The organism is Bacillus sp. mrc49, from assembly GCF_002803435.1.
Genome location: NZ_PHNG01000451.1, coordinates 66,970 through 90,244 on the forward strand (window position 1 = coordinate 66,970; position 23,275 = coordinate 90,244).

Here is a 23,275-nt window from a genome sequence, read left to right on the forward strand (position 1 = left end):
AAGTTAACAAGATAGGAAGGCATTGAATGGGTTGGCCCATCTATTTCAGAGATGAAGGCAGAATCTGAAAAACGACTGCTCCAAGCATGATGGAGAAGGAAAACAGAGAGTGAAAGGGGACCTACAGGCATGAGCAAAGAAAAATTACCTCAAATTACAATCCTAGCTGTCGGGGGGACGATTGCCGGAAAGGGAGCAGATAGTACGCAAATCACGCAATATCGGGCGGGTGTTCTTACAGTGGAAGCGTTAATAAAAGCAGTTCCACAGGTTTGTGATTTGGCAGAGGTAAGCGGTTATCAAATTGCCAACATAGCTAGTTTTGCCATTACAGATCAGCTATTGCTTAAGTTGGCCATGAAGGTAAATGAGTTGTTATCGCAATCCCATTGCGATGGTGTAGTGATTACACATGGGACGGACACATTGGAGGAGACGGCATACTTTCTTCATTTAACCGTAAAAAGTGATAAGCCCGTCGTAATGGTGGGTGCGATGAGGCCAGCAACAGCACTTAGTGCAGATGGACCGCTTAATTTATACAATGGTGTAGCACTGGCTGCAAGTGATGTGGCACGAGGTCATGGTGTTTTAATCTCTTTAAACGGCAGGATTGGTTCAGCACGAGAAATGAGTAAGCTTCATACCACTGCCATTGACGCATTTGGTTCACCTGAAGCTGGGTTATTGGGGTACATGGTAGATGGCAAACCGCATTTTTATTATAAAAGTTTGCGAAAGCATACAGCAGAGTCCGAGTTCGTCTTGTCTGATGTACCTCGATTGCCTCGTGTTGATATATTGTTTGGGCATAGTCAGGACACACGAGATCTGGTTGATGCTGCTGTTGCTGCAGGAGCAGAGGGAATTGTACACGCAGGAACAGGTAATGGAGGCATTTTCCCGCTAACTCGTCAAGGGTTACAAGATGCTAACGAACGGGGAGTAGTGGTGGTCAGCACTTCTCGGATTGGTAATGGTTTTGTAACGACAAAACCGGTTGATTTGGAAAGCGGTTTTATCACATCAGATAATTTGACTCCACAAAAGGCCAGGATTTTACTACAGCTTGGCCTAACCAAAACACATGAATCAACAGAGATTCAACGAATGTTTGAAATTTATTAGTAAAAGAATGCAGACGGTAAATAAAAGTGGCAGGACATAGAATAATCTTGTCAGCCTCAATAAACAGAAAGTGGTGATTTTATGGGAAAGGGAATTAGTGTGAACTATATAGAAGAGAAACATGAGCCATACCTTCAACGTGTTTATAAACATCTTCATCAATATCCCGAATTAAGTACAGAAGAATATGAAACACAGAAATTCATTGAAAATGAACTGCAGAAGCTCCACATTCCTTACAGGAAGATGGCGAATACAGGGATCTGTGCTGAAGTTCATGGCGAACAACCGGGGAAAACCATCCTGTTGCGTTCGGACATTGACGCTTTACCAATTACCGAACAGACAGACCTGGAATATGCCTCCAGAAATAGGGGCGCTATGCATGCTTGCGGGCATGATGCACATGTAACGGTTGGCTTAGGTGTAGGAGCTTTGCTGCAAGAACGGAAAGCCAAATTAAAAGGAACGGTCAAAATCATGTTTCAGCCATCAGAGGAAGTTCATCCAGGTGGGGCTGTCCGTATGATCGAGGAAGGAATTCTAGAAAATCCAAAAGTAGATGCGGCGGTTGGCATTCATACTAACCCCTATTTACTACCAGGTCAATTCCAAATGAAGGAGGGCTGTATGCTCGCAAGCAGTGACCGGATCTATATTTCCTTGATTGGAAAGGGCGGTCATGCGGCAGCTCCGCATCAAAGTGTTGATGCTATAGCGATGGCAGGTCAATTCATCTCAAGCATTCAAAACATTGTTGCAAGGCAGGTATCTCCCGTTGATAAAGCGGTCGTAACGATTGGTGAAATAAAGGGAGGCTATACATCCAATGCAATTGCCGATCGGGTAGATTTGGCGGGCACGGTACGAACGATCAATGAAGAAACACGAAAGGCCATTGAAGCAAAAATTGAAGCACTGTTATATTCAATAACGAATTTTTGGGGCGGAACGTACACATACGAATACGAAAGAGGCTATCCTGCCACTTGGAATGACAAACACATGACTCAGCTGGCGATAGAGACTGCATTAGCCAGCATTGGCAAAAACAGCATCGTTACATTGGAAAATCCTTATATGAGCGGCGACGATTTTGTCTACTTATCCCAATCCGTTCCTTCTGTCTTTATCTATTGGGGAACTGGGACTAAGGACAAAGAGTGCTTTCCATGGCATCATCCGAAGTTCCATGTAAATTTGACATCTTTGAAATATGGTGTCTCCCTTACAACTCAACTTATTTTGACTTTTTTAAACGAGGAAGCAAGCTGACCCAAGACCAAAAATGTGGTTCGGTAAGAGAAAGAAATAGAGTGGGCTTTCAACTAATGTGAATCTTTCCCATGACCATTGTAACCAGATAGGAGCATCGGAAGTTGTCTGTGTTATCTCTTCAATGACGTTGATTTCATCACTCACTGATACTCTATCTATTCTTTAGCTGAGCAAGGGGGAATGATGGATTTGAGTGGCAATTAGGAATTGGTAAGTAATGATAGCATTATTCCATTAAAGGGCCATTTAATGGAGTGGAGGGCAGGAATATTTGTCGGGAAGTCGAAGTTGTTTTATTGAAAACAGCAACTGCGCTATCGAATGTTTCTAACGTTATTACTCCAAAAGCAGAGGGCTTATAAGGCGTTTGACATTTGGAAGGAATTTGTAACTTGTTAATAGTATAATTAGGAAGATAATCAAAAAAAATTTTACACATAAGGGAGATAAAACTATGGCAAAAAACAAATTACTAAGAATGGATAATGTCGGCATCGTTGTAGAATCCCTTGATGACGCAATCTCTTTCTTCGAGGAGATTGGCCTGAACCTCGAAGGGCGAGCCACTGTCGAAGGAGAGTGGGCTGGCCGCGTAACCGGTTTGGGTTCTCAGTGCGTAGAGATCGCTATGATGGTTACCCCGGATGGCCACAGCCGAATTGAACTTTCGCGATTTATAAATCCACCTACTATATCAGATCACCGGACAGCTCCTGTAAATGCCCTCGGTTATCTGCGCGTGATGTTCACCGTTGAAGACATTGACGAAATGGTATCCAGACTCATTAAGTTTGGTGCTCAGCTCGTTGGCGAAGTGGTGCAGTACGAGGATTCGTATCGGCTCTGCTACATTCGTGGAACCGAAGGACTTCTAATCGGTTTGGCGGAACAACTCGATAACAAATAAGTAAGTGACGTTTTATAAAAAGCCGTTCCTGAAATACACATTACTGAAGTGAAAAATGAAACAAAAAAGCAGTGTGTAAGTCATTCGAAAAAGTAAGGTGCGTCTCATATATCACAGCATTCACGCTGCGGGACTCTTGGTGTCCCTTGGTCCCAAGGAGTTGCTGGGTTCGTGCATGCAAAAACAATGATAAAATCCGTTCCATCTCGATTAAAAAAAATTCTTATTCAATATGAGCGCCCGATAGTGAAAAAAATCGATGAACATAATTTAAAAAACAGCAGCTCTATCCTTTAATCAAATATTACGAAATTCCTCCTGAACCTTTTACATCTCAGGGGGATTTTTCATGATAAACCGTTTCGAGGGGGTTAACGGACAAAGCGGATGATGCCCTGAAATGGAATTTCGAATTTCCCTGTTTAAATGACAACTATTCAAATGAGGAGAATGTTAAATTAAGGGATTTTTCCGAGAAAAATGTTGAAAAGGGAAAAAAACGAGCTCCATATCCATCGTTTGAAGGTGGTGTTTGAAATAGATAGAGTCATTGGTTAAGTATAGTGTAAAGTCGCGTAATGAGCCTTTAAATGGCGTTTGGGAGGACCTCTAATTTCGAAGTCATTCACAATCTTTTTTGCCAGAATATTCCGAATGTAACAAAGGACCTCTATTGATACATTCAAAATCCCTTTAAATCAGCGTTCTTGAGGGGTATCATAATTTAAAAAACTTGCCTTTTTTTCCGTTCTTCACGTACAATGAAAGAAGGGGAAAGGGGAAAGGGGAATGAACACTTATGCAAGCAGCCTCTCAAAGAATCAAGAATGTCCAGCCGATTCGCCGGCTGGATCATATAGAAAAGATGAAAAAGTCTCTATTAAAATATTGTAGCTATAGAGACTATATGATGTTTTCAATTGGTATTAACATCGGCTTACGTATAGGCGATCTTTTGAAGTTGCGAGTGAAGGATATCCTTGAAGGTACGCATATCGTCATCGTCGAGCAAAAGACGGATAAAATTAAACGGTTCCTTGTCAATCCTCAGCTTCGAAAGGAAGTCAGGAAGTATGTCCGCAAGATGAACCTAAAAAATGAACAGTATTTGTTTCCAAGCCGAAAAGGGAATGGTCCAATCACCAGGGTCCAAGCCTACCGAGTCTTGAACAAAGCTGCCGAAATGGCCGATATTCCGGATGTAGGCACACATACACTTCGAAAGACCTTCGGCTATTTGCATTATCAGAAATTCAAGGATATCGCATTACTTCAGCAAATCCTTAATCACTCCAATCCAAAGGATACGATGATATACATAGGACTCACCCAGGATTTAATGGACGAAACGTTGATGGATTTTTATTTCTAAGGAAGGTTTGCGTGTTTATACAAATCTTTTTTCTTACGCTGGTGCCGCTTTGATTACAGGAGAAGAAATGTGATGTTTTAATAGAAGAACTTCTAAGCGATTGAACGGCCAGAGTGGGGAGTTCTTGCATACTCACATCCATATAGGGCCATTATCGATTTGGGCAAGGGCAGCAAAGTGACAGCCTATACCGGCGAATCTTATTTTCTCAAATTAGTCATTTTATATTCGAAATGGCTAGTTGGTCAATTCTCTGTTTACATAATGTTATTATGGTAACATATAACCCGTTAATTAATGGCTTGAACAATAGAAACTATCGAAAAGGATCATTCCTATAGCTAGGTATGATCCTTTTTCAGCTTACATTCCCCTATCCCATATGCTTGATAAAGAGGGAAACTAATTGTATCCAATATACTTTAATGTTGGATACAATATTCTTAATATTTAGTATTGTAATCGCTTTATTTAGTTGATATAGTTAAAATTGTATCCAATACCTGAAAGGTGGAAGTTGAATTGGATAAGATCAATTCCAATAAAGATAAATCAACCATCGTTAAACATGTAACGAACAGCCTTAGGCAGGCGATTTTGAATGGCACGTTGAAAAAGGGAGACCGCCTTATCCAAGAGGAATGGGCTGATCGTTTGGAAGTAAGCCGAATGCCCATCCGTGAAGCCTTGACACAGCTGCAAATGGAAGGGTTGGTCGAGATGGTTCCGCATAAAGGTGCTATCGTCACACCCATAACCCGGGAAGATATTGAAGAAATCTACCATACCCGGTCACTGCTTGAAGGTCTGGCCGTCGAGAAATCGCTGCCCTTTTTAACAGAGGAGGATATGGAGAAAGTAAAAGGGATACTGATTGAAATGGAAGGAATGCAATTATCGGATGTAACCAATGAGCATTACATCCATCTTAATGCGGCGTTTCATGAAACGCTCCGAAAAGGCTGCCCTTGGCCAAGGGTTCAAAAGATGGTCGAAACGTTAGGGATATCTCCGATTGCCCCTAATTTGCTGATTGATTATTATCCGCAAACGCAACGGGAGCACAGGATGATCTATGAAGCGGCACTAAGGGGCGATCCTGCAGAGCTGCGGGCAGCGGTGGAATATCACATTTTGCGGACAAAGAATAATCTAATCACTTATATGGAGCTGCTGAATACTAAAAATCAATGATAAAAGGAGTGTTCAATGTGTATGATTTTGCAATTGTTGGCGGAGGGATTGTAGGTCTATCAACAGGTATGGCCCTGTATCAGCGGTTTCCACATGCCAAAGTGGTGGTCATTGAAAAAGAGGCAGTTGTTGCTGACCATCAAACAGGACATAATAGCGGTGTCATCCATTCTGGGATTTATTATAAACCTGGCAGTTTCAAAGCACGGTTTGCCCGCCAAGGAAGCCGCTCCATGACGGAATTCTGTAAAAAGTACGGCATTGAACATGATATTTGCGGTAAGGTGATTGTTGCAACGAAACAAGAAGAAATGCCGCTCCTAGATGATTTATACACCCGCGGTTTGCAAAATGACCTGGCGATACAGAAAATCGATGTTGGTGAGTTAAAGGTAATCGAACCGCATGTTCATGGACTTGGTGCGATTCGTGTGCCTCAGGCAGGCATCGTCAATTATCGTCAAGTCAGTGAAAAAATGGCGGATATCATCCGGGATAATGGGGGTGAGATCATGCTGAATACAAAGGTGGAGAAGATTGCCGAAAAAATTGATGAGGTCATCATCGACACGAGCAATAAAACGATTAAGGCAAGGATGGTCATAAATTGCGCAGGCTTGCACAGTGATCGAATAGCTGCAGCAGCGGGGTATAAAACCGATATGAAAATCGTTCCCTTCCGCGGCGAATATTTTAAACTGAAACCCGAAAAACGCTATCTCGTCAAGCACTTGATTTATCCTGTTCCTAATCCTAAATTCCCGTTTTTAGGCGTGCATTTTACGCGGATGATCAGCGGGGAAGTGGATGCAGGACCTAATGCCGTACTAAGTTTTAAACGGGAAGGATACAAAAAAACCGACTTCAATGCAAAAGATTTAACTGAAGTTTTACGTTATAAAGGGTTTTGGAAATTGGCCAGTAAATTCATGAAGGAAGGGATGGATGAATATGTCCGTTCTTTCAGTAAAAAGCAGTTCACGAAAAGCCTGCAGGAATTGATACCCGAAATTCAAGAGGACGATTTAATCCCGGCGCCCGCTGGAGTTAGGGCTCAAGCGTTACAGGATGACGGTAATATGGTCGATGACTTTCACATCATCATGGGAAAACGTACCGTTCATGTGTGCAATGCCCCTTCGCCAGCCGCCACGGCCTCGATTGAAATTGGAAAAGAGGTTGTTAACCGTATTCCGGAACAATCGCATTTAATGGAAGCGATATTCACAAAATAAAAACCTTTATGGGGAGGAAGATGTCTCATGTTTAATGGCAAGACAATATTCATTGCAGGTCATGCACGTTTACCGCAAGGGATGGCAGCAAAAAGTGTTTTTGAAACGTTGACCATCACGGCAGAAGTCGATGTTAAATACGGGGTTGTCCTCGAAGCATCGTGTACATTGGCAACTGAGCATGGACGGGCGTTTATCGGGGAATTATTAAAGGGGATCAGTTTAAACGATGGTGTCGATGAGGCGATAGATTCAATTCAAACCTATTACCGGGGCAAAGCAGCGAATGCTTTGGTGGCTGCATTAAAGGACTTGGATATCCATTTTCAACAAATTAAAGCGGGCGATCATACGAAACTATCAAGCTAGTAATCGTTCTTATTTTTCAGAATAATTTGTGAAAACCATTGACAAAGGTTAGCAAAAAAGCTTTAATGGAGGTAAGCCAATATTTTGACATTCACACCTTTTGGAACACACCATTTCAGAATCGTGTAAAGTTCTTAATCATTGGAAACAGGAAAAATAAATCTTACATAAACTGCATATTCGCTGTGACTCTATTCGCATAGAGCAGTGAAGTGAATATAAGCCAGTTGTACATGTACTCCCTATTTACTGGGGGTATTGTGCGACTGGCTTTTTATATTTCCCGTTGACTTTGTTACCTATCTTAATAACAGGAGGAATTATTCATGAGTATTGCAGAAAAAAAACGGGCTACGTTTGAAATGAAAACAGAAAACTATGAGGTGAAGGTTCACCCGCAAACCAGTCGGTTGTATCACATCGAAATCTCCAAAGAATCCATTGCCGGTTTCCTCGAAGCCGTAATGAAGGACAATCAGACTGTTCAACATTTGGAATATACACCATACGCGCGACTTATCGTTGCCTCCTACTTATTAGAACAAGTGGGAGAGGAATTTGGAGAAGTTCTCCGGAGCATCGTCCATGATCGGGATTCAGGAGGGTTCACCCTCGGCTTGGAGGGAGTCACTGAAAATACCGATGAATATGTAGTGTTTGCCACAGCCATTTCATACTTGCTTGGAACACCAAACCATGATGCGATGTCAGGTAAGTATTATGCGCGATTTAGTGTTCAAGATACGGATAGCAGTGATTCATACCTGCGCCAAGCCTATCGTTTATTCACGCTTCATACGGACGGAACATTTGTGGATGAGCCGACGGACTGGCTATTGATGATGAAGATGATCGAAGAGAATGCGCGAGGTGGAGAATCACGCCTATTGCATCTGGATGATTGGAAAGAACTTGATCATTACGTCAATCATCCCATTTCGAGTCATAAATTTACGTACAAAGCTCCAAAGAGTAAAAATATTGAACAGGAAATTGAAAGATTGACTTTCTTTAATCACAATAACCAACCAGGCGTTTGCTTTATCGATCAATTCGTTTATCCTGAATCGATCGAACAGGCCAAATACTTACGGGATTTATCTCATTCCTTGGAAAGCGATGAAAGCGTAATTGAATTGGAGCTTCCTGTTGGAGATTTAGTTGTCGTCAATAATATTTTTTGGCTACACGGCCGTGCCGCTTTCGAAAAGGATCCGAACTTGAATCGTGAATTACTGCGCCAGCGCGGAAGATTCAACCAATAGTTTCATTTTGCACTCCCGTAGATTTATCCATCCCCAAATGGATAAAGATCAATGCTGATGCCCTGAAGGGTAAGCAGCATTGATCTTTTTTTTGACGCCTATCAAACAAAGGTGAACCTATATTTCCAAAGCACCTCTTACATCATACTTCTCTAAATCGATATCCAAATCCCTATCAAGTGCAAGGTTTGCCAGTTGTGAGCCAATATAAGGACCCATCGTTAAACCGGAAGCTCCCAGGCCATTCGCAATGATTATCCCTTGCCAATCAGGCAGCGGTCCGATAACTGGCAGGAACCCTGGCGTGAAAGGACGAAAGCCGACCCTTGCTTCGACGAACGAACTATCTGCCAAACCAGGAGCGGTATTCATCGCTTTATTGAAAACCTCCTGCAAACCTCCGGCGGTCACTCGGTTGTCGAACACTTCCGTATTTTCATGGGTAGCGCCGGCAACGATTTTATTATGATCGAATGCAAGGAGATATTGATCACTAGGAGGCATGACAACCGGCCAGTTATTCGTTCCCTCAATCGGCGAATCAAGATGGATGATTTGGGCCTTCTGAAAGCTGACTTTAAAGTTCACACCAAGAGGGGTAAGCAAGGCCGATGCCCAAGCCCCCGCACAAACGATCACTCGATCAGCAGATATGAATTCGCCTTCGACGGTTACACCTGTCACCTGTGAATCTTCATATGCAAGGATTGCCTCACCATAGATTAACTTAGCGCTGTTTTTTTGCGATGCACGCAGTAAAGAATCGCGAAGTGCCCTTCCATCCACCCGAGCGGCCCCACTTACATGAACAGCAGCATATTCACTGGAAAGAGGTGGGAATAATTCCTTTGTTTCCGAAGGGGAGAGTAGGGTGATCGTGCCCATCTCCGGTGCGTCTTCTTTCCGTTTTTCGGCTCTCTCCTTCATCGCCATCAGTTTTCCTTCTTCCGTATGTAAACTGACGGCCCCGACTTGGGCATAACCCGTCTCGGTTTCCCCATCCCGTTTTAGTTCATCAATTAGTCCAGGATAAAAAGCCGCTCCATTTTTAGCAAGGTGGTACCAAGCCTTGTTACGTCTTTGCGATATCCAAGGACATACGATCCCTGCAGCGGCGGAGGTTGCCTGTCCATCATCCTGACGATCGATGATGATCACTTCAGCCCCCGCTTTGGCAAGCTGATAGGCAGTGGAGGCTCCGAGGATCCCTGCTCCTACGACAATGATTTTTTGCATGTTCAACATCTCATTTCTCTATTTGTATACCTGCTGTACCATTACTATAACGAAGCCATGATACGATTTCCACATTAGTATTGTAATTTGTTTCACAAAGTTATTTTCTAAGCAGTGGATATGCTATGATGGAAATTGCATAAGCTTGAAAAGATACGAGGAGGACATCATATGTTAAGAAAACGAATGGAAGCATACATATCTAAATCCACCACCAATAACAAGGTGGAGCTATTTAATGAAGAAAAGGAGTATTCGGAAAAGCATAAATTAATTACGGAAGATAGCACTATAGTGGTAAAGGAAAATACATCACGTTTTGTCGATGCTTTTATCGAACGCAGTAATAAAGAGAGTGAAGAATTGATTGCTGTCGAGAAGGCTTCATTCTTGGCCCAGCCGATTGACTACTTGAAAAAAAATAAAGATGAATTCCTTTATTTTGAATCGGAATGGTTCGAACTTATCGGAGTTGAGGCCCTTTCTATCGAAGTCGATGATGTCTTCGGCACCTATAATGCGATGTTTGGGTTGAAATTCCAGAAAAAAATGGGTGATGTCTTAAAAACGTATTTAAAAAAGGAGCTTCAAGAAGACATTGGTTCATTCAGTTTAATGTTTAACCCGGGTGACGGCCTTTGGGATGTCAATTTTGCCTTGAATAACGTCAAAGGGTTTCGAGAAGACCTATCATTAGAAGATGCATTTCATTTAATTTATCATTTTCTTTTTATCCTGGTTCAAACAGTCGAAGAAGAAATGTAAGTGCCAGTAACGCCATCCTTTGGATGGCGTTATTTTGATTTTTCGAGACAGGAATATTTTGAAAACAACCAATAGACGGAATAAAATATTCATGTTGATTCTCCCCCTTTTGTATATCTGCTCTGCCATAAAAACAGTGGCATCCAGCTTGCTGGACTGGAATATTCATTAACTTTTTTAAAAGGTATGGCACAACTTTAATGAACATGTGCCAAATTGCATGAAACTCATGTTTTTGATTATTGCAGACATCCATTTTACATTTTATATTATACACAGATGCGCGATAAGCTTCGGCACAATAGAAAAGTAAAAAGTGAAAGAAGGGATATGAAAGGTCAACTTCAAATCAAATCACTTCTGCACAAAAAATGATCGAAGATTTTACCCCAAAACTTGTGCAATTAACGATGAAGTGTTATTTGGAGACGTATGGGAGCGTAAGGAGCTTTCTCCACGTGATCGCAGTTTCATTACCGTATCTTCATTAATAGTTGGTGGAAATACGGATGTCATTTAAACAAGGCAAAAGAAAATGGCCTTGCAGTAGAAGAATGGGTAGAAGTCTTTTTATGCTGGTTGGCCAAAAGCGATGTCAGCGATTACGGTTGCAAAAGAATCGTTTTCAAAAGAAAAATAAAAAAATATAGGTTCATTAAGAAAGGATGTCATTTTAACATGTCTACTATTCAAGATAAAGTTGTAATCATTACGGGTGCCTCTAGTGGAATTGGCGAAGCTACTGCAAAGGATCTAACATCCAAGGGGGCCAAACTGGTACTTGCTGCACGTCGGGAAGAACGGCTTAAGGCATTACAAGAAGAGATACTGAAGAGTGGCGGACAAGCCATTTATAAGGTGACGGATGTTACTTCCCATGATCAAATGGAAGAGCTGGCTGAGTTTGCGCTAAAAGAGTATGGTAAAATCGATGTTTTAGTCAATAATGCAGGCGTCATGCCACAAGCATTTCTTTTCAATAAAAAAGTTGATGAATGGAATAAAATGATTGACGTCAATATTAAAGGGGTTTTGTATGCCATTTCTGCCGTACTCCCATCCATGAGGGAACGTAAATCAGGGCATATCATTAATCTTTCTTCGGTAGCGGGACACAACGTCTATCCAGGGGGAACGGTATATTGCGGCACCAAACATGCAGTAAGAGCCATTTCTGAAGGCTTACGACAAGAAGAGGCAATGAGCGGTACGAATATCCGTGTTACAAATGTGTCTCCAGGGGCTGTTAGCAGCGAATTGCTAGCGACTACTACAGATCCGGAGATGAAAGCGGGTTTGGATGAATTTTACAAAACAGCAATTGATGCGGAAAGTATCGCCCGGACCATTGCCTTTGCCATTGAGCAGCCTTCTGATGTAGCTATAAATGAAATGATAATCCGGCCAACTGTACAAGTGGGCTAATAATATATAATTTTTCGAATCCTGTTTTGGAGTTTTTTAACATGGGCAGTAAGAGCCGTCCATATATTGTTTGACATATGTCGTCTTTCAACAAAAAAGGAGGAATCATTTAATGAAAAATGAACAACTAAACAATAGCGCAATATTTCCATTGGGACAAAAAGTTGAAAAAAACTTTATCGGTGATGCCTACTTACAAATGGTGTTTACCGATCCGGAGCCACTCAATACTTCAATCGGTAATGTAACTTTTTCACCTGGAGCACGCAATAACTGGCACTCCCACAATGTTGGACAAGTATTGTTGATTACCGGAGGAGAGGGTTGGTTTCAAGAAGAAGGGAAACCGGCCCAATTCCTTAAAACCGGTGATGTGGTGAATATCCCTCCGAATGTCAAACATTGGCATGGCGCGACAAAAGACAGTTGGTTCGTCCACTTAGCCATGACCCCTGGTGAAACGGACTGGTTAGAAGCCGTTGATGATGAAACGTATCACAATTTATAAAAATAACGCATCGAATGATTAGATTCGATGCGTTATTCCTTTAATATGGTTGCTGTGTGATGCCATCCTTTGGGTGGCTTTTTTACCTTATCCATTCGGTGGAACTTTCATCGTTTAGCGAAAAATTCAGAAGATGGACTGAGTACTAAAGATTTCCTCTAGGCATATTATATTAATCCTTTTCAACAATCGGAGGGAGGGGCTGAATGAATTCAAACGAATCTCTTCTAACATCCCATCCTCCGAAAATTGATTTCGTTGTAAAATAAAGGGGATTATTTTTCGTTTAGTTAGGAGGAAACAATGGAAATAAGACTTTTGAAACCATTAGATGCTGAAAATTATCGAAATTTAAGATTGGAAGCTTTACGAAAGAATGCTGAATCATTCGGTTCAAGCTATGAGGAGGAAAAAGAGAATCCCATAGAAACATATAAGAGTCGCTTGCAATCGGATGTATCTTTTACCTTTGGTGCATTTGAACATGAAAAACTTATCGGTACAGTTACTTTGGTCAGAGAAAATAAGCGGAAACTAAAACATAAAGCCCATATCTTTGCCATGTACGTTTCACCTGAAAACCGTGGTAGGGGAATTGGAAAGAGCTTGATGGTAGAAGCAATTAGAAAGACAAACGATTTGGAAGGAATTGAGCAGGTTCATTTAACTGTGGTAACAACTAATGAATCAGCCAAAAAACTATATTCTTATTTTGGTTTTGAGCTGTTTGGAAGAGAAAAGAGAGCATTGAAATTAGATCAGGCATATTTTGATGAAGATCATATGGTTTTGTTTCTTAAAAAACAATTGTTAGCTAACAAACGGACGCAAATGCGGATAGCTAGATACTGAACAAATCACTCAATCGAGTAATACGAAACCCTCCTGAATCTTTTTCATTTCAGGAGGGCTTTTCATATAAACCTTTTCGCTTCCATGTCGCGAAACAGTTTACCTATATACGGACCTAATGAAGCGAAATCATGAAATTCAATTCAGGTGAACGCCTAAAAACGCAATAGCAGGCGCTCGATAAATTAGCATGGAAAGGTTACTTTTCTTTGTCGTGAAGACGATCTTCATATTCGGTTTCCAGCATACCATACAGACCATTCATTTCCTGTTCATCTGGGTCGGCCCCAAAGTCGTTCGTGATTTTTTTCTTTTTATCATCATTCTTTTCTTGTTGATCATTATTCTTACCCAAACATATCACCTCCAATCATTAGTGTTTCTCCATGTCAATATAAATATACCTTCATGGCAAAAAGCGAGTTCCCGGTTAGATGGGCAAAGCTTCTTTCATTAGTTTGCGATTCATCCAAATAGCCGGCATTTTTTGTTTGAACAATTAAAATGCTATTCTAAATAGTTATTACTTTAACTTTTTGTTAAACTATAAATATATAACCTAGAGATTACGGAGAGAGCATGTGAAGAAAAAACGTAAGAAATCAAAGAAGTTTTTAGTTATACTGAGCTTGGTTTTGGCCTTTTTGGTCATGAAGCAGGTCATGCAAAACCCATTTAACGGAAATGTATCCACATCGATACCCCCTCTGGATACTTTTGCGAATGTAAAGAAATATAGTCCCATTATCCATGAGGAGTTGAAAAAATACGGGCTTGAAGAACATACTTCAACATTGATTGCCTTGATGCAGCAAGAAAGCCGTGGGCGCGGCGGTGATCCTATGCAGTCATCTGAATCTGCCGGACTGGACCCCAATACCATTACAGACCCAAACGAAAGCATAAAGTATGGCGTGAAGCATTTCAGAAGGATCAATGAATATGGCAATGAAAAGAACGTGGATTTTGCCACGATCATTCAAGCCTATAACATGGGAATTGGTTATATTGATTACATAGCAAAAAAAGGGGGGAAGCATACGGAAGAGCTAGCCAAGCAATTCTCCATGATCCAAGTGGAAAAGGACCCTGCGCTCTATGATTGCGGCGGGGACAAGGACAATTTCCGCTATCCGTATTGCTACGGTGATTATACGTACAGCGAAAAAGTGACCAAGAACATTGAAGAGCTGGCAGACAGTATTTCAGCTCAAGCGGATAGTGAGTAAGGATATCCTTGCAATAGATTCACCTGTTAATATTGACTTACCTGCCAAATTTCTGGCAGGTTTTTTTATCTCTGACGTAATAAGGAAAGGAGGTCTTCATGTTTATAGAAATGCCCTGATTGTAACACGGTTTGAGCAAGCAGATCATCCATTGAACCCAATAAGTCGGTCAAAGCTTGTTGGACTGACCCATTTTCGAACACATCCAATGGGACGGGGAGCTCGTCTTCATCCAAGATAAAGTGGTCGCCATCCGGAAGGACCAATATATCAATGATCAGGTCTTCAAAAGTTACCAACTTGTCCAGAATGGAAGTGTTTTTCACCATATTGAAATATGAACCGACATATTGTCCTTGCTTGTTTCTCCAAATATACAAATTATAGGGGCGATGCCGCCAATAATAAGCAATCGTATAGCTTCCTTTCGAGATCGTTAATTCGGTTTCGGGGGTGTTCATCGTGAAAGAATCGTTGACTTCGTGAAAAAGCACAACTTCATCTTCATCTGCCGCTAAACGGATGCAATGATGATCCACGATTAAAGAGTCGTAGCGGATTTTTCTTTCTATCATTTCGTCACGGCGTTGAATCGCAAATACACTCATATGGACCATCTTTCATCTTTCTCCTTATCATGCGATTTTGATTATGTATGTCAGTATACCCCTGAACATGTTTCGTTTCTATTTGGAGGGTATTCAGGTAAAGGAAGGAGGCAATCATAATGGGGTAGAGTATCGTCGTTACTAAAAGAAAAAAAGGAGACAGTACGTAAATTGTTATATCTCCTTTATAAGGGCATATAAGGGGGCTTAGTTCATCGTTCATTCTGTTTTTTAATATCAATGATTATACGGAACCTTTATTGAGCTCAGTAAGCTTTGAATTAATGCCAAAGATTTTTGCGTTGACGTTTGTAATTCCAAAGCCAGCTAATCTATTAGTGTGCATGACCAGATATGTTTCAGCCGTTTCTTTCGTTTCAAAAGTGTAGATTCCTCCTGCTTCATTTGTTTCGGGACTTTCTGTCCAGATTTTCCATATGAAGCCATCTTCTTCATTGATGCTTCTCGCTATATCAGAAAACGCCTCAGCCATTTCATTTCCGAATGGTCCATTCATTTTAAAATCCACTTGTAATACGTATGCCATGGTCATACTCCTTTGTTTATTTTATGGTTGTTAAATAGGATTCCGCTATTTGATTAAGGTCTAGTGAAAGCTCTTTTTCAATAAAAGAGGTAATCTTAAATTTCCTTAAAAAAAAGAAGCTTCTCTTTCAAACAAGCCATATACTACTCCAATATAGTCCGGAAGCTCGCTTGTGAACTTATCTAAATAAATCCTATCCGTTATAGGCCCGCATTAATGCATTTATATCAATTTTCTTCATTTGATACAGTGCTGTCATGACTCTTGCCGATCTTTCAGGATCCGTATCGTTAATCATGTCCGTAATATTTTCAGGAATTATCTGCCAAGATACTCCAAATTGATCTTTCAGCCAGCCGCAAGCTTGCGCTTTTTCATCTCCGCCTTGTGAGAGATTTCCCCAATAATAATCGACATCTTCTTGAGATTCGCAATGGATGATGAAGGATATCGCCTCTGTGAATTTGAAATGCGGCCCGCCATTCAATGCGATGAATGCCTGTCCTTCCAATTCAAATTCGACCGTCATAACTTTTCCCTCTGACATTCCATGGATTTCCCGACCTACGCTGCCATAGTGTGTAATCCTGCCAATCTTCGAATTTTCGAAGATGGACGTATAAAATCTCGTGGCCTCCTCTGCCTGTGTATCGAACCATAGATTTGTTGTGATTTTTTGAAGTTTGTTTTTCATCCTTTTCTCCCTTTCGTTTTCATGTTTACATGGACCTTTACTGTACACTACCATCAAGGGACTTTGGCAATCGAACCTGGCATAGTCCGTACAGGAGTAGAAAGCACAAAGAGGATATGGAGATGCTTTCCACGATAGGAATAGCCCCCATATCCGAAGGGAAATGCCATTACCGTAATGCCGTTATCAGCTGCCGACGTTGACTTGCCAGTTGATTCCGAACTTGTCCGTTACTTGACCGTATAACTTACTCCAAAAAGTTTCTTGAAGCTCCATACGGACCGTGCCGCCTTCTTTTAAATTATGAAAGATTGATTCGATTTCATCCAGATTATCGGTAACGAATGCAAGGCTGATGTTGTTTCCTTCAATAAAAGGCATACCAGGGAAAACATCGGAAAACATGAGATTGCTGCCGCCAATATTCATTCTTGCATGCATGACTAAATTTTTCGCTTCCTCTGGAATTTTAAATTCAGGATTCGGCGGGGTTTCCCCAAAGGTCATGAAGTTCGTTGCTTCCGTTCCAAAGACCTCGGCATAAAACTTTATCGCTTCACGACAATTTCCATTAAAATTAAGGTATGCATCAACTGACATTTGTTTCACTCCTTTATTTTTCCTACTTATGGATAGCGTAATCAGGTGGATAGCGTAATCAGGCAGTTTGTTCTCAAATGTTTTTACATTCGTCTTAATCCCTGACGAAAAATTCAGGCGGTTCAATCCCTAGTATCCTAAGATAAATAAATCCTTGTCCTCTATGATGGATTTCATTTTCCAAGCCATATTGGATTCTCGCAAAATGGCTTTGAGCGGGGCCAAAGAATGGATCCTTTTCCACTACCTCAAGTGTTTCATCGGTCACTTCCTGCCAAAGTCTCCGTGTATTCTCCCTTACGGCTTCGCAGGCGGATATCAGGGCCTCTTTTGTTGAAATGGCTGCAAACGAATCTTGAAATTCCCATTCATGAAGAGCAATTCCCCGAATATAGGCACTCTCGATGTTCATGATTTCTTTAATCATCTCTGCGAAGGGACGAAGCTTATCAGCAGGTGTATAGTGGAATAGCTCCTCTTCAGGAAAAGCTTGCACCACCCGCATCGTCAATCTTCTGTTACCTTCCAATATCTCAAATAAATCGTTTTTCGAAAGTACCATCCATTCACACTCCCTAGCTAGTTAGTCTGTATAGATGTTCTGTGTATAATTGAAAAATCCTGCAAATTCTACTTGTAAAAAATAGTTTCTGAAGATTTCTTGAAGTTTAGTCTAGGAAAAGTAGAAACTCGCAGATGATTGACCTTATATTTGGTATAATCAAAAAGGAGTTAGATTATTTAAACTCTAAAGGACGCTGCAAGCCATAAAAACGTAGGAAATGGAGTGAAGCATATGATCAATAAAGTAGGCCAAATTATGCTATATGTTAATAACCAGGATGAATGCATGAAGTTTTGGACGGAAAAAGTGGGTTTTAAGATAATTTCAGACGAGGATAACGGAACTTTGAGATGGATTGAAATGGCACCTACAACAGAAGCGCAAACGAGCATTATCCTGCACAATAAGGAATGGATCGCTAAAATGCAGCCTGAATTGAACCTTCATACTCCTTCGTTAATGTTTTTCGCGGAAAATCTTGATGAATTATATAAAGAATTTTTGGATAAGAATATCAAAGTCGGGGACATGGTTACGATGCCTACAGGTAAAGTATTCAATTTTGCCGATAATGAAGATAATTACTTTGCAATCATGGAAAAAAAGTGATTCTAAGATGAATTTTCAAAACGACTAGAAATTCCATTTTTAGTCGTTTTGATTTAGAATATTATCGTTCTCATTCTGCTGGCCTTGGCCCCGCGGTAAGCCCCGAGTTTTCAACCGTCATGATCGGACGGATGGCGATGTCTCCATTCACGTAAATTTGACAGGATAGCCGAAGCTGATCCTCGATTCCTTTTTCCTCAAAGGATTTTTTTTCTTCATTTGTCACTTCAGCAAAATCACCTGCCAATATCTCCACTCGGCATGTCGTGCACTTTGCCTTTCCACCACATCGATGGAGAATATTAACCCCGTTATCTTCCAATGCCAAAACTAACTTCTTACCCATTTCCACTTCAAACGTTCCTCGGTCATAAACCGTTACATAAGGCATTTCAATCCCACCTATTATTTTAAGATTTCACCAATGGTCTCTTCCATATTTATTTCCTTACCTTTCCCAAATGCCCAAAAAAAAATGTGGAGCCCATTCTGAATGGCAGTAAAACGAAGGCAGGGGGGGAAGATCCTTGTGACTGGCCGCCTATCATTGGATGAATAAATCGGCAGCTCGAAGACAAACATTAACTACATACTACCTATCGATTACACATTAAATGATCAGGATAAAAACCAGTTGCAAAGGGAGGCGTCTAGCTGTGAAGGATGGAAATTGCGATTTTTCACCCATGAAACAAATATTGAAAGAGGATATTCGCCAAGTGATAGCGGCATTAGAGAATAATCTGGAGGCCATGGGTAATGAAAATGAATGTCTGCTCGGGAGCTTTGAAAAAATCAAAGAAAAATTTGTCTCCATTGATATGAAAGCTGCCACTTTTTATTTAAATTGCTATTTATCTCCTTTCACGGACAAATATCCGGAATTAACCCTTTGCGTCCAAAATCTATCCAATCGCAGACATGGTGGGTTGATTGTGATTGAGCGTCAGGATGCACTGGATACATACATTCAACCGGGTATTTCCATTGGAGCGGAATTAACACACTCTTTATTGGAGTCCATTTTTTTCCCTGGAAATCCGCTTCATGATGGTGCAGTGCTGGTCAGTCATAACCAAATCGCTTCCGCAGCAAATGTTCTTCCGCTTTCAGCAAGATCAACAGAAGGCAAAAAACTAGGAACACGCCACAGGGCAGCCCTAGGATTGACCGAACGAAGCGACGCCCTTGTGTTGGTTGTATCGGAGGAAACAGGCCGAGTTTCCTTTGCGTTAAATGGAAATATGTATCCCATAAATAATCATGGGCTACATTAGAAAATCCCCTGCCCATATTACACATTAATGGAAGTTCAAAGACACTTGCGTTTGTTAACCCGGTCAATTTCACCGGGTTTTTGGTTGCTTTTTATATAAAAAAAGGCATATGATAAATAAGGAGATTCATTCAGATAAGATATAAAACGAAAGAGGATTTTGACATGATAACTATTAAGAGTGATCGAGAAATACAATTAATGCATGAAGCTGGCAAACTTCTTGCTGCGACGCATAGAGAAATTGCTAAAAGGATCAAACCAGGGATCACAACTTGGGAAATAGAGGAATTTGTTGATAAGTACCTTGCAGAGCATGGGGCAACGCCGGAGCAAAAGGGCTATAACGGGTATAAATACGCAACATGCGCATCGGTGAATGATGTAATTTGCCACGGTTTCCCGCAAAAAAAAGCGCTGAAAGAGGGAGACATCGTAACGATTGATATGGTCGTGAACCTGAACGGAGGTTTGGCGGATTCCGCTTGGACATATGCTGTCGGCGAGGTATCAGAAGAAGCACAGCGCTTGTTGGATGTAACCAAGAATGCTTTATATAGAGGCATGGAAGTTGCACGGGCAGGAAATCGCCTGGGAGACATCGGGCATGCAATCCAATCATATGCCGAGGGTGAAAAGTTTTCCGTTGTCCGCGATTTCACAGGGCATGGTATCGGTAAAACGATGCACGAAGACCCAACCGTCCTGCACTATGGTAAACCTGGTAAAGGTGCCCGACTAAAAGAAGGCATGGTCATCACGATCGAGCCTATGCTGAATGCTGGAACTTGGCATATGAAAATGGACCAAGACGGATGGACGGCGAGAACAGCGGATGGAAAGCTATCCGCCCAATATGAACATACACTCGTCATTACAAAAGATGAACCCATCATCTTGACTGAACAGTAAGTTAATAAAAATCGGACCCAACTTACGGGTCCGTTTTTCTATTGCTTTGAATTTCTCGAGAAAGCGGCACAAACCAACCTTGAAGAGCTTAACGGTAATGACCTTCAATCCGGATGACGAGGAAAGCGTCGCCTTTATCCCAGAAGGTATGGATTTTGATCTCATGTAAACGGGCATTAAGATGCCTTTTTTGTATTCTTTGAAGGACAGTTCACAATATGCTTTGACCGAGGTACAATAACGTTTCCTTAACTAAAGCGCATTTTTGCCCCTCTCTTTTTTACATATTATCCCACTAAAAACCTCGTCAGAATAGATAAAATATCCCATCTCCCACCATGTAATGAAGCATGAATAATAGTACAAGGCAGTTAAGCATTAAATCTTTACTATTATGTGGCAGCACAGGATAATAAGGGAGAAGGAAGAAATATTTAATGGCATGGTCATTAGAGGATACGAAGGAGGTTTTGGCAGTGAAAAAAGGGGAAAAGCCGTCAGTAACGGTAGAATCGGTCGGGTTAAGCCAGCGGGAATTTTTAACGATTTTTTTACTCCATTCCTTGAAATTAAAGGCGAATTATCCACGGGCGATTCATCAGGACCTGAAGAATACGTTTACTGGGAAAGTGCATAGCTACGACTATTTGTGCAAAATATCCAATATGCTTGTAGAGTCCGATCATTTATCCCTTTACACGAATAAGGGCAGAAATTATTATCAAATTACCGAAAAAGGAAAAGAGCTTCATATATGGTATCAAAAGAATTTCCTCGAGCGGTTTTCCGAAGTGAAAAAGGTCATTGACCGGTTCATGTTCGATTTGCGGGGATCAGGTGAAAATCCCCCAGTTCAAAATGAACTTCCTGAAGAATATCGGTCCTATTTCTCGAAAATAATATCAGTGAAGGATCTTGTTCGGTACATTACATTAAAAGCCGCTTTTACAAAGAAACCTATTTATATGGGGGAAATTGGCGAATTGCTTAAAAATCAGTTCGGGTGGATTGCTTCTAACGGATATTTATACGATTTATCTCACGAAATGGAAGAGAACGGTCTTCTTGTCGGAAGATGGGAAAGCGAAAAACGAACGAAACGTTATTTGAGAATTACGGACGAAGGACAGCACCATTATAAACAAATTGCGGATTCGGCTGCTTTCCAAGTGCAGGAAATCCAAAAATACATGGCGAGTGTCGTGATGTTCTTAAAAGAAAGTGCATGAAGAAGTGAAAGCGTGCCCTTAAGATTGTAAGGAAGTTTCAAATTACATGCTTATCTTGAATCTTTCAAGGGTAAAAGTCATTAAAAACACTTCATATCATGGGGGAATGCATAATGGTAGAAAAAAACGATGAAATGGGCAGCATATTCAGTTTCATAAAAGGCCAGGTCGACAAACTGCCCATTTCCAATTCCAAAAAGAACAAAATGCTGGATCAGCTCTTAAAGCTTAAAACGATGACGGTCGATGCAAGGGAGCCGCGAATTGCCCTTGTCGGCAGGCGCGGGTCGGGAAAATCCTCATTGATCAATGCGATGTTTGGTCAGGAACGGCAATATGTCAGTTCTGTAAAATCAGGAACGGGTAAAGGGAAATGGCTCTGGTATCCGAGTGATGCCAACCCGAAAATTCGTCTGTTGGACTCCCGGGGATTAGGCGAAAGTGAAGCACCGACAGAGGAATTCGAAGAAGAAACCCCATTGGATGAATTGATGAAGGCGGTCACGGAAGAACAGCCCGATGTGTTCCTTTTCTTGATAAAAGCAAAGGAAGCAGACTCGCGGATCGAAGAGGATTTACAAGAGCTGAATAAGCTGCGTATGCTCGTCAAGGAGAAGCACCATTACGATGTCCCTGTCATCTGTGTAGTAACCCAAGTGGATGAATTGGATCCTCCGCATTATAAACAAGCACCTTTCGATGCCAACCCCAAGAAAAAACAGAATATGGAAGAGGCCATGATGTTGATGTCGAAGCGATTTGATGAGAGTGACATTCCGCTCTTGAACATCATTCCCATTTGTTCCTATATTGATTTTGATGAAAACGGGAATATCGAATATGATATGCGTTGGAACATCGATTTACTTTCTGATTATTTAATCGAGGCCTTACCCAGTGAAGCGAAATTGAAGACAGCCAAAGCGATCCAGAGTCAATTCGTCAAGAGAAAATTTGCGCGAACGATCGTGGGGACCTTTACGGCCATTGCCGGTATTATTGGAGCCGAACCGATTCCTTTTGCCGATTTTCCGATCTTGACGGGAATTCAAGGATTGATGATCGTGGTCATTGGTTTCATCGCCGATAAAGACATCAATACAAAATCAGCAAGTGAATTCATTGCAGCATTAGGAATCAATGTAGGCATCGGCCTCCTTGTCAGGGAAGGTGTCAGGGCAGCGGTCCGCTTCGTTCCCGTAGCCGGTCTAGCCGTGTCCGGTGCGGTCGCCGGCGGAGTCACCTATGGCATCGGTCAAGCTGCGATTGCCTACTTCATTGAAAACAAAGACATCAACCAGGCAAAGAATGCTTATAAAAACGCCAACAAAAATTTTAAAAATGAGGACATTGAATCTTAATAAGCAGATTCAAATCAGAATCTCCACTAAAGTGATATGATAAAAGGGAGTTCTAGTGGTGAAGGGTTTTGCTGCTGGATGGTTTAGCATATTGCTTATCATAGAAGGGGT

26 protein-coding genes are annotated in these 23,275 nt (G+C 41.3%); 18 read left to right on the forward strand and 8 right to left on the reverse strand.

Features of this window, described 5'->3' with window-relative positions; all coding sequences use genetic code 11:
• Nucleotides 1-129: 129 nt before the first annotated feature.
• From CVN76_RS03045 to glaH, 8 genes are all read left to right on the forward strand, one after another.
• On the forward strand, nt 130-1,128 hold the full coding sequence (locus tag CVN76_RS03045) for an asparaginase (protein WP_100530226.1): 999 nt from the start codon (nt 130-132) through the stop codon (nt 1,126-1,128).
• Nucleotides 1,129-1,209: 81 nt separating this feature from the next.
• Nucleotides 1,210-2,403 carry a M20 metallopeptidase family protein gene (locus CVN76_RS03050; protein WP_100530227.1) on the forward strand — a complete coding sequence of 398 codons (1,194 nt, stop codon included), beginning with the start codon at nt 1,210-1,212 and terminating at the stop codon, nt 2,401-2,403.
• Between the two features lie 457 nt (nt 2,404-2,860).
• Complete coding sequence (locus CVN76_RS03055) at nt 2,861-3,313, forward strand: VOC family protein (protein WP_100530228.1); 453 nt, start codon at nt 2,861-2,863, stop codon at nt 3,311-3,313.
• 799 nt (nt 3,314-4,112) lie between these two features.
• Nucleotides 4,113-4,685 carry a site-specific integrase gene (locus CVN76_RS03060; protein WP_232732085.1) on the forward strand — a complete coding sequence of 191 codons (573 nt, stop codon included), beginning with the start codon at nt 4,113-4,115 and terminating at the stop codon, nt 4,683-4,685.
• A 522-nt stretch (nt 4,686-5,207) separates the two neighbouring features.
• A complete protein-coding gene (locus CVN76_RS03065; RefSeq protein WP_232732086.1) occupies nt 5,208-5,879 on the forward strand; it encodes a GntR family transcriptional regulator in 672 nt (223 codons plus the stop codon).
• Between the two features lie 17 nt (nt 5,880-5,896).
• The gene (gene lhgO, locus CVN76_RS03070; protein WP_100530229.1) at nt 5,897-7,114 is read left to right on the forward strand and encodes an L-2-hydroxyglutarate oxidase; all 1,218 of its coding nucleotides are present in this window, start codon (nt 5,897-5,899) and stop codon (nt 7,112-7,114) included.
• A 27-nt stretch (nt 7,115-7,141) separates the two neighbouring features.
• Nucleotides 7,142-7,483 carry a DUF3870 domain-containing protein gene (locus CVN76_RS03075; RefSeq protein ID WP_100530230.1) on the forward strand — a complete coding sequence of 114 codons (342 nt, stop codon included), beginning with the start codon at nt 7,142-7,144 and terminating at the stop codon, nt 7,481-7,483.
• A gap of 326 nt (nt 7,484-7,809) precedes the next feature.
• The gene (gene glaH, locus CVN76_RS03080) at nt 7,810-8,748 is read left to right on the forward strand and encodes a glutarate dioxygenase GlaH (RefSeq protein ID WP_100530231.1); all 939 of its coding nucleotides are present in this window, start codon (nt 7,810-7,812) and stop codon (nt 8,746-8,748) included.
• Between the two features lie 117 nt (nt 8,749-8,865).
• On the opposite strand, the gene CVN76_RS03085 is transcribed toward glaH, so the two are convergent.
• Nucleotides 8,866-9,984, reverse strand: a complete 1,119-nt coding sequence (locus CVN76_RS03085; protein ID WP_100530232.1) for an NAD(P)/FAD-dependent oxidoreductase — start codon at nt 9,982-9,984, stop codon at nt 8,866-8,868.
• 171 nt (nt 9,985-10,155) lie between these two features.
• Between CVN76_RS03085 and CVN76_RS03090 the strand changes: the two genes are divergently transcribed.
• The 4 genes from CVN76_RS03090 to CVN76_RS03110 all read left to right on the forward strand — a co-directional run bounded on the left by CVN76_RS03090 (nt 10,156) and on the right by CVN76_RS03110 (nt 13,534).
• Complete coding sequence (locus CVN76_RS03090; protein WP_100530233.1) at nt 10,156-10,749, forward strand: branched-chain amino acid aminotransferase; 594 nt, start codon at nt 10,156-10,158, stop codon at nt 10,747-10,749.
• Nucleotides 10,750-11,427: 678 nt separating this feature from the next.
• On the forward strand, nt 11,428-12,174 hold the full coding sequence (locus tag CVN76_RS03100; protein ID WP_100530234.1) for an SDR family oxidoreductase: 747 nt from the start codon (nt 11,428-11,430) through the stop codon (nt 12,172-12,174).
• Nucleotides 12,175-12,286: 112 nt separating this feature from the next.
• A complete protein-coding gene (locus CVN76_RS03105) occupies nt 12,287-12,682 on the forward strand; it encodes a cupin domain-containing protein (RefSeq protein ID WP_100530235.1) in 396 nt (131 codons plus the stop codon).
• A 303-nt stretch (nt 12,683-12,985) separates the two neighbouring features.
• Entirely contained in the window at nt 12,986-13,534 is a 549-nt protein-coding gene (locus tag CVN76_RS03110) for a GNAT family N-acetyltransferase (protein WP_100530236.1), read from the forward strand.
• A gap of 199 nt (nt 13,535-13,733) precedes the next feature.
• On the opposite strand, the gene CVN76_RS03115 is transcribed toward CVN76_RS03110, so the two are convergent.
• Entirely contained in the window at nt 13,734-13,889 is a 156-nt protein-coding gene (locus CVN76_RS03115; RefSeq protein WP_100530237.1) for a DUF4021 domain-containing protein, read from the reverse strand.
• 226 nt (nt 13,890-14,115) lie between these two features.
• On the opposite strand from CVN76_RS03115, the gene CVN76_RS03120 reads away from it, so the two are divergent.
• Entirely contained in the window at nt 14,116-14,763 is a 648-nt protein-coding gene (locus tag CVN76_RS03120) for a lysozyme family protein (RefSeq protein ID WP_232732087.1), read from the forward strand.
• 65 nt (nt 14,764-14,828) lie between these two features.
• Here the strand turns inward: CVN76_RS03120 and CVN76_RS03125 are convergent, their stop codons facing one another.
• The 5 genes from CVN76_RS03125 to CVN76_RS03145 all read right to left on the reverse strand — a co-directional run bounded on the left by CVN76_RS03125 (nt 14,829) and on the right by CVN76_RS03145 (nt 17,774).
• A complete protein-coding gene (locus tag CVN76_RS03125) occupies nt 14,829-15,380 on the reverse strand; it encodes a DUF402 domain-containing protein (RefSeq protein WP_442857541.1) in 552 nt (183 codons plus the stop codon).
• Between the two features lie 235 nt (nt 15,381-15,615).
• Entirely contained in the window at nt 15,616-15,918 is a 303-nt protein-coding gene (locus CVN76_RS03130; protein ID WP_100530238.1) for a monooxygenase, read from the reverse strand.
• A gap of 193 nt (nt 15,919-16,111) precedes the next feature.
• Nucleotides 16,112-16,612 (reverse strand): VOC family protein, encoded by a 501-nt coding sequence (locus CVN76_RS03135; protein WP_100530239.1) that lies wholly within the window; start codon nt 16,610-16,612, stop codon nt 16,112-16,114.
• A 186-nt stretch (nt 16,613-16,798) separates the two neighbouring features.
• A complete protein-coding gene (locus CVN76_RS03140) occupies nt 16,799-17,212 on the reverse strand; it encodes a VOC family protein (RefSeq protein WP_100530240.1) in 414 nt (137 codons plus the stop codon).
• A gap of 94 nt (nt 17,213-17,306) precedes the next feature.
• A complete protein-coding gene (locus CVN76_RS03145; RefSeq protein ID WP_100530241.1) occupies nt 17,307-17,774 on the reverse strand; it encodes a DinB family protein in 468 nt (155 codons plus the stop codon).
• Between the two features lie 234 nt (nt 17,775-18,008).
• Here CVN76_RS03145 and CVN76_RS03150 point away from each other — a divergent pair, with 234 nt between their 5' ends.
• Nucleotides 18,009-18,386, forward strand: a complete 378-nt coding sequence (locus CVN76_RS03150; protein WP_100530242.1) for a VOC family protein — start codon at nt 18,009-18,011, stop codon at nt 18,384-18,386.
• A gap of 70 nt (nt 18,387-18,456) precedes the next feature.
• Here the strand turns inward: CVN76_RS03150 and CVN76_RS03155 are convergent, their stop codons facing one another.
• A complete protein-coding gene (locus CVN76_RS03155; protein ID WP_100530243.1) occupies nt 18,457-18,777 on the reverse strand; it encodes a 2Fe-2S iron-sulfur cluster-binding protein in 321 nt (106 codons plus the stop codon).
• A gap of 265 nt (nt 18,778-19,042) precedes the next feature.
• Here CVN76_RS03155 and cdaS point away from each other — a divergent pair, with 265 nt between their 5' ends.
• The 4 genes from cdaS to CVN76_RS03175 all read left to right on the forward strand — a co-directional run bounded on the left by cdaS (nt 19,043) and on the right by CVN76_RS03175 (nt 23,164).
• Nucleotides 19,043-19,663, forward strand: coding sequence for a sporulation-specific diadenylate cyclase CdaS (cdaS, locus tag CVN76_RS03160; RefSeq protein WP_100530244.1), 621 nt, complete (start codon nt 19,043-19,045; stop codon nt 19,661-19,663).
• Between the two features lie 164 nt (nt 19,664-19,827).
• Nucleotides 19,828-20,574, forward strand: coding sequence for a type I methionyl aminopeptidase (map, locus tag CVN76_RS03165; protein WP_100530245.1), 747 nt, complete (start codon nt 19,828-19,830; stop codon nt 20,572-20,574).
• Between the two features lie 437 nt (nt 20,575-21,011).
• Nucleotides 21,012-21,803: a helix-turn-helix transcriptional regulator gene (locus tag CVN76_RS03170; protein WP_100530246.1), complete on the forward strand. Its 792-nt coding sequence runs from the start codon at nt 21,012-21,014 to the stop codon at nt 21,801-21,803.
• A 113-nt stretch (nt 21,804-21,916) separates the two neighbouring features.
• Nucleotides 21,917-23,164 (forward strand): GTPase, encoded by a 1,248-nt coding sequence (locus CVN76_RS03175; RefSeq protein ID WP_198512457.1) that lies wholly within the window; start codon nt 21,917-21,919, stop codon nt 23,162-23,164.
• Nucleotides 23,165-23,275 lie beyond the last annotated feature (111 nt).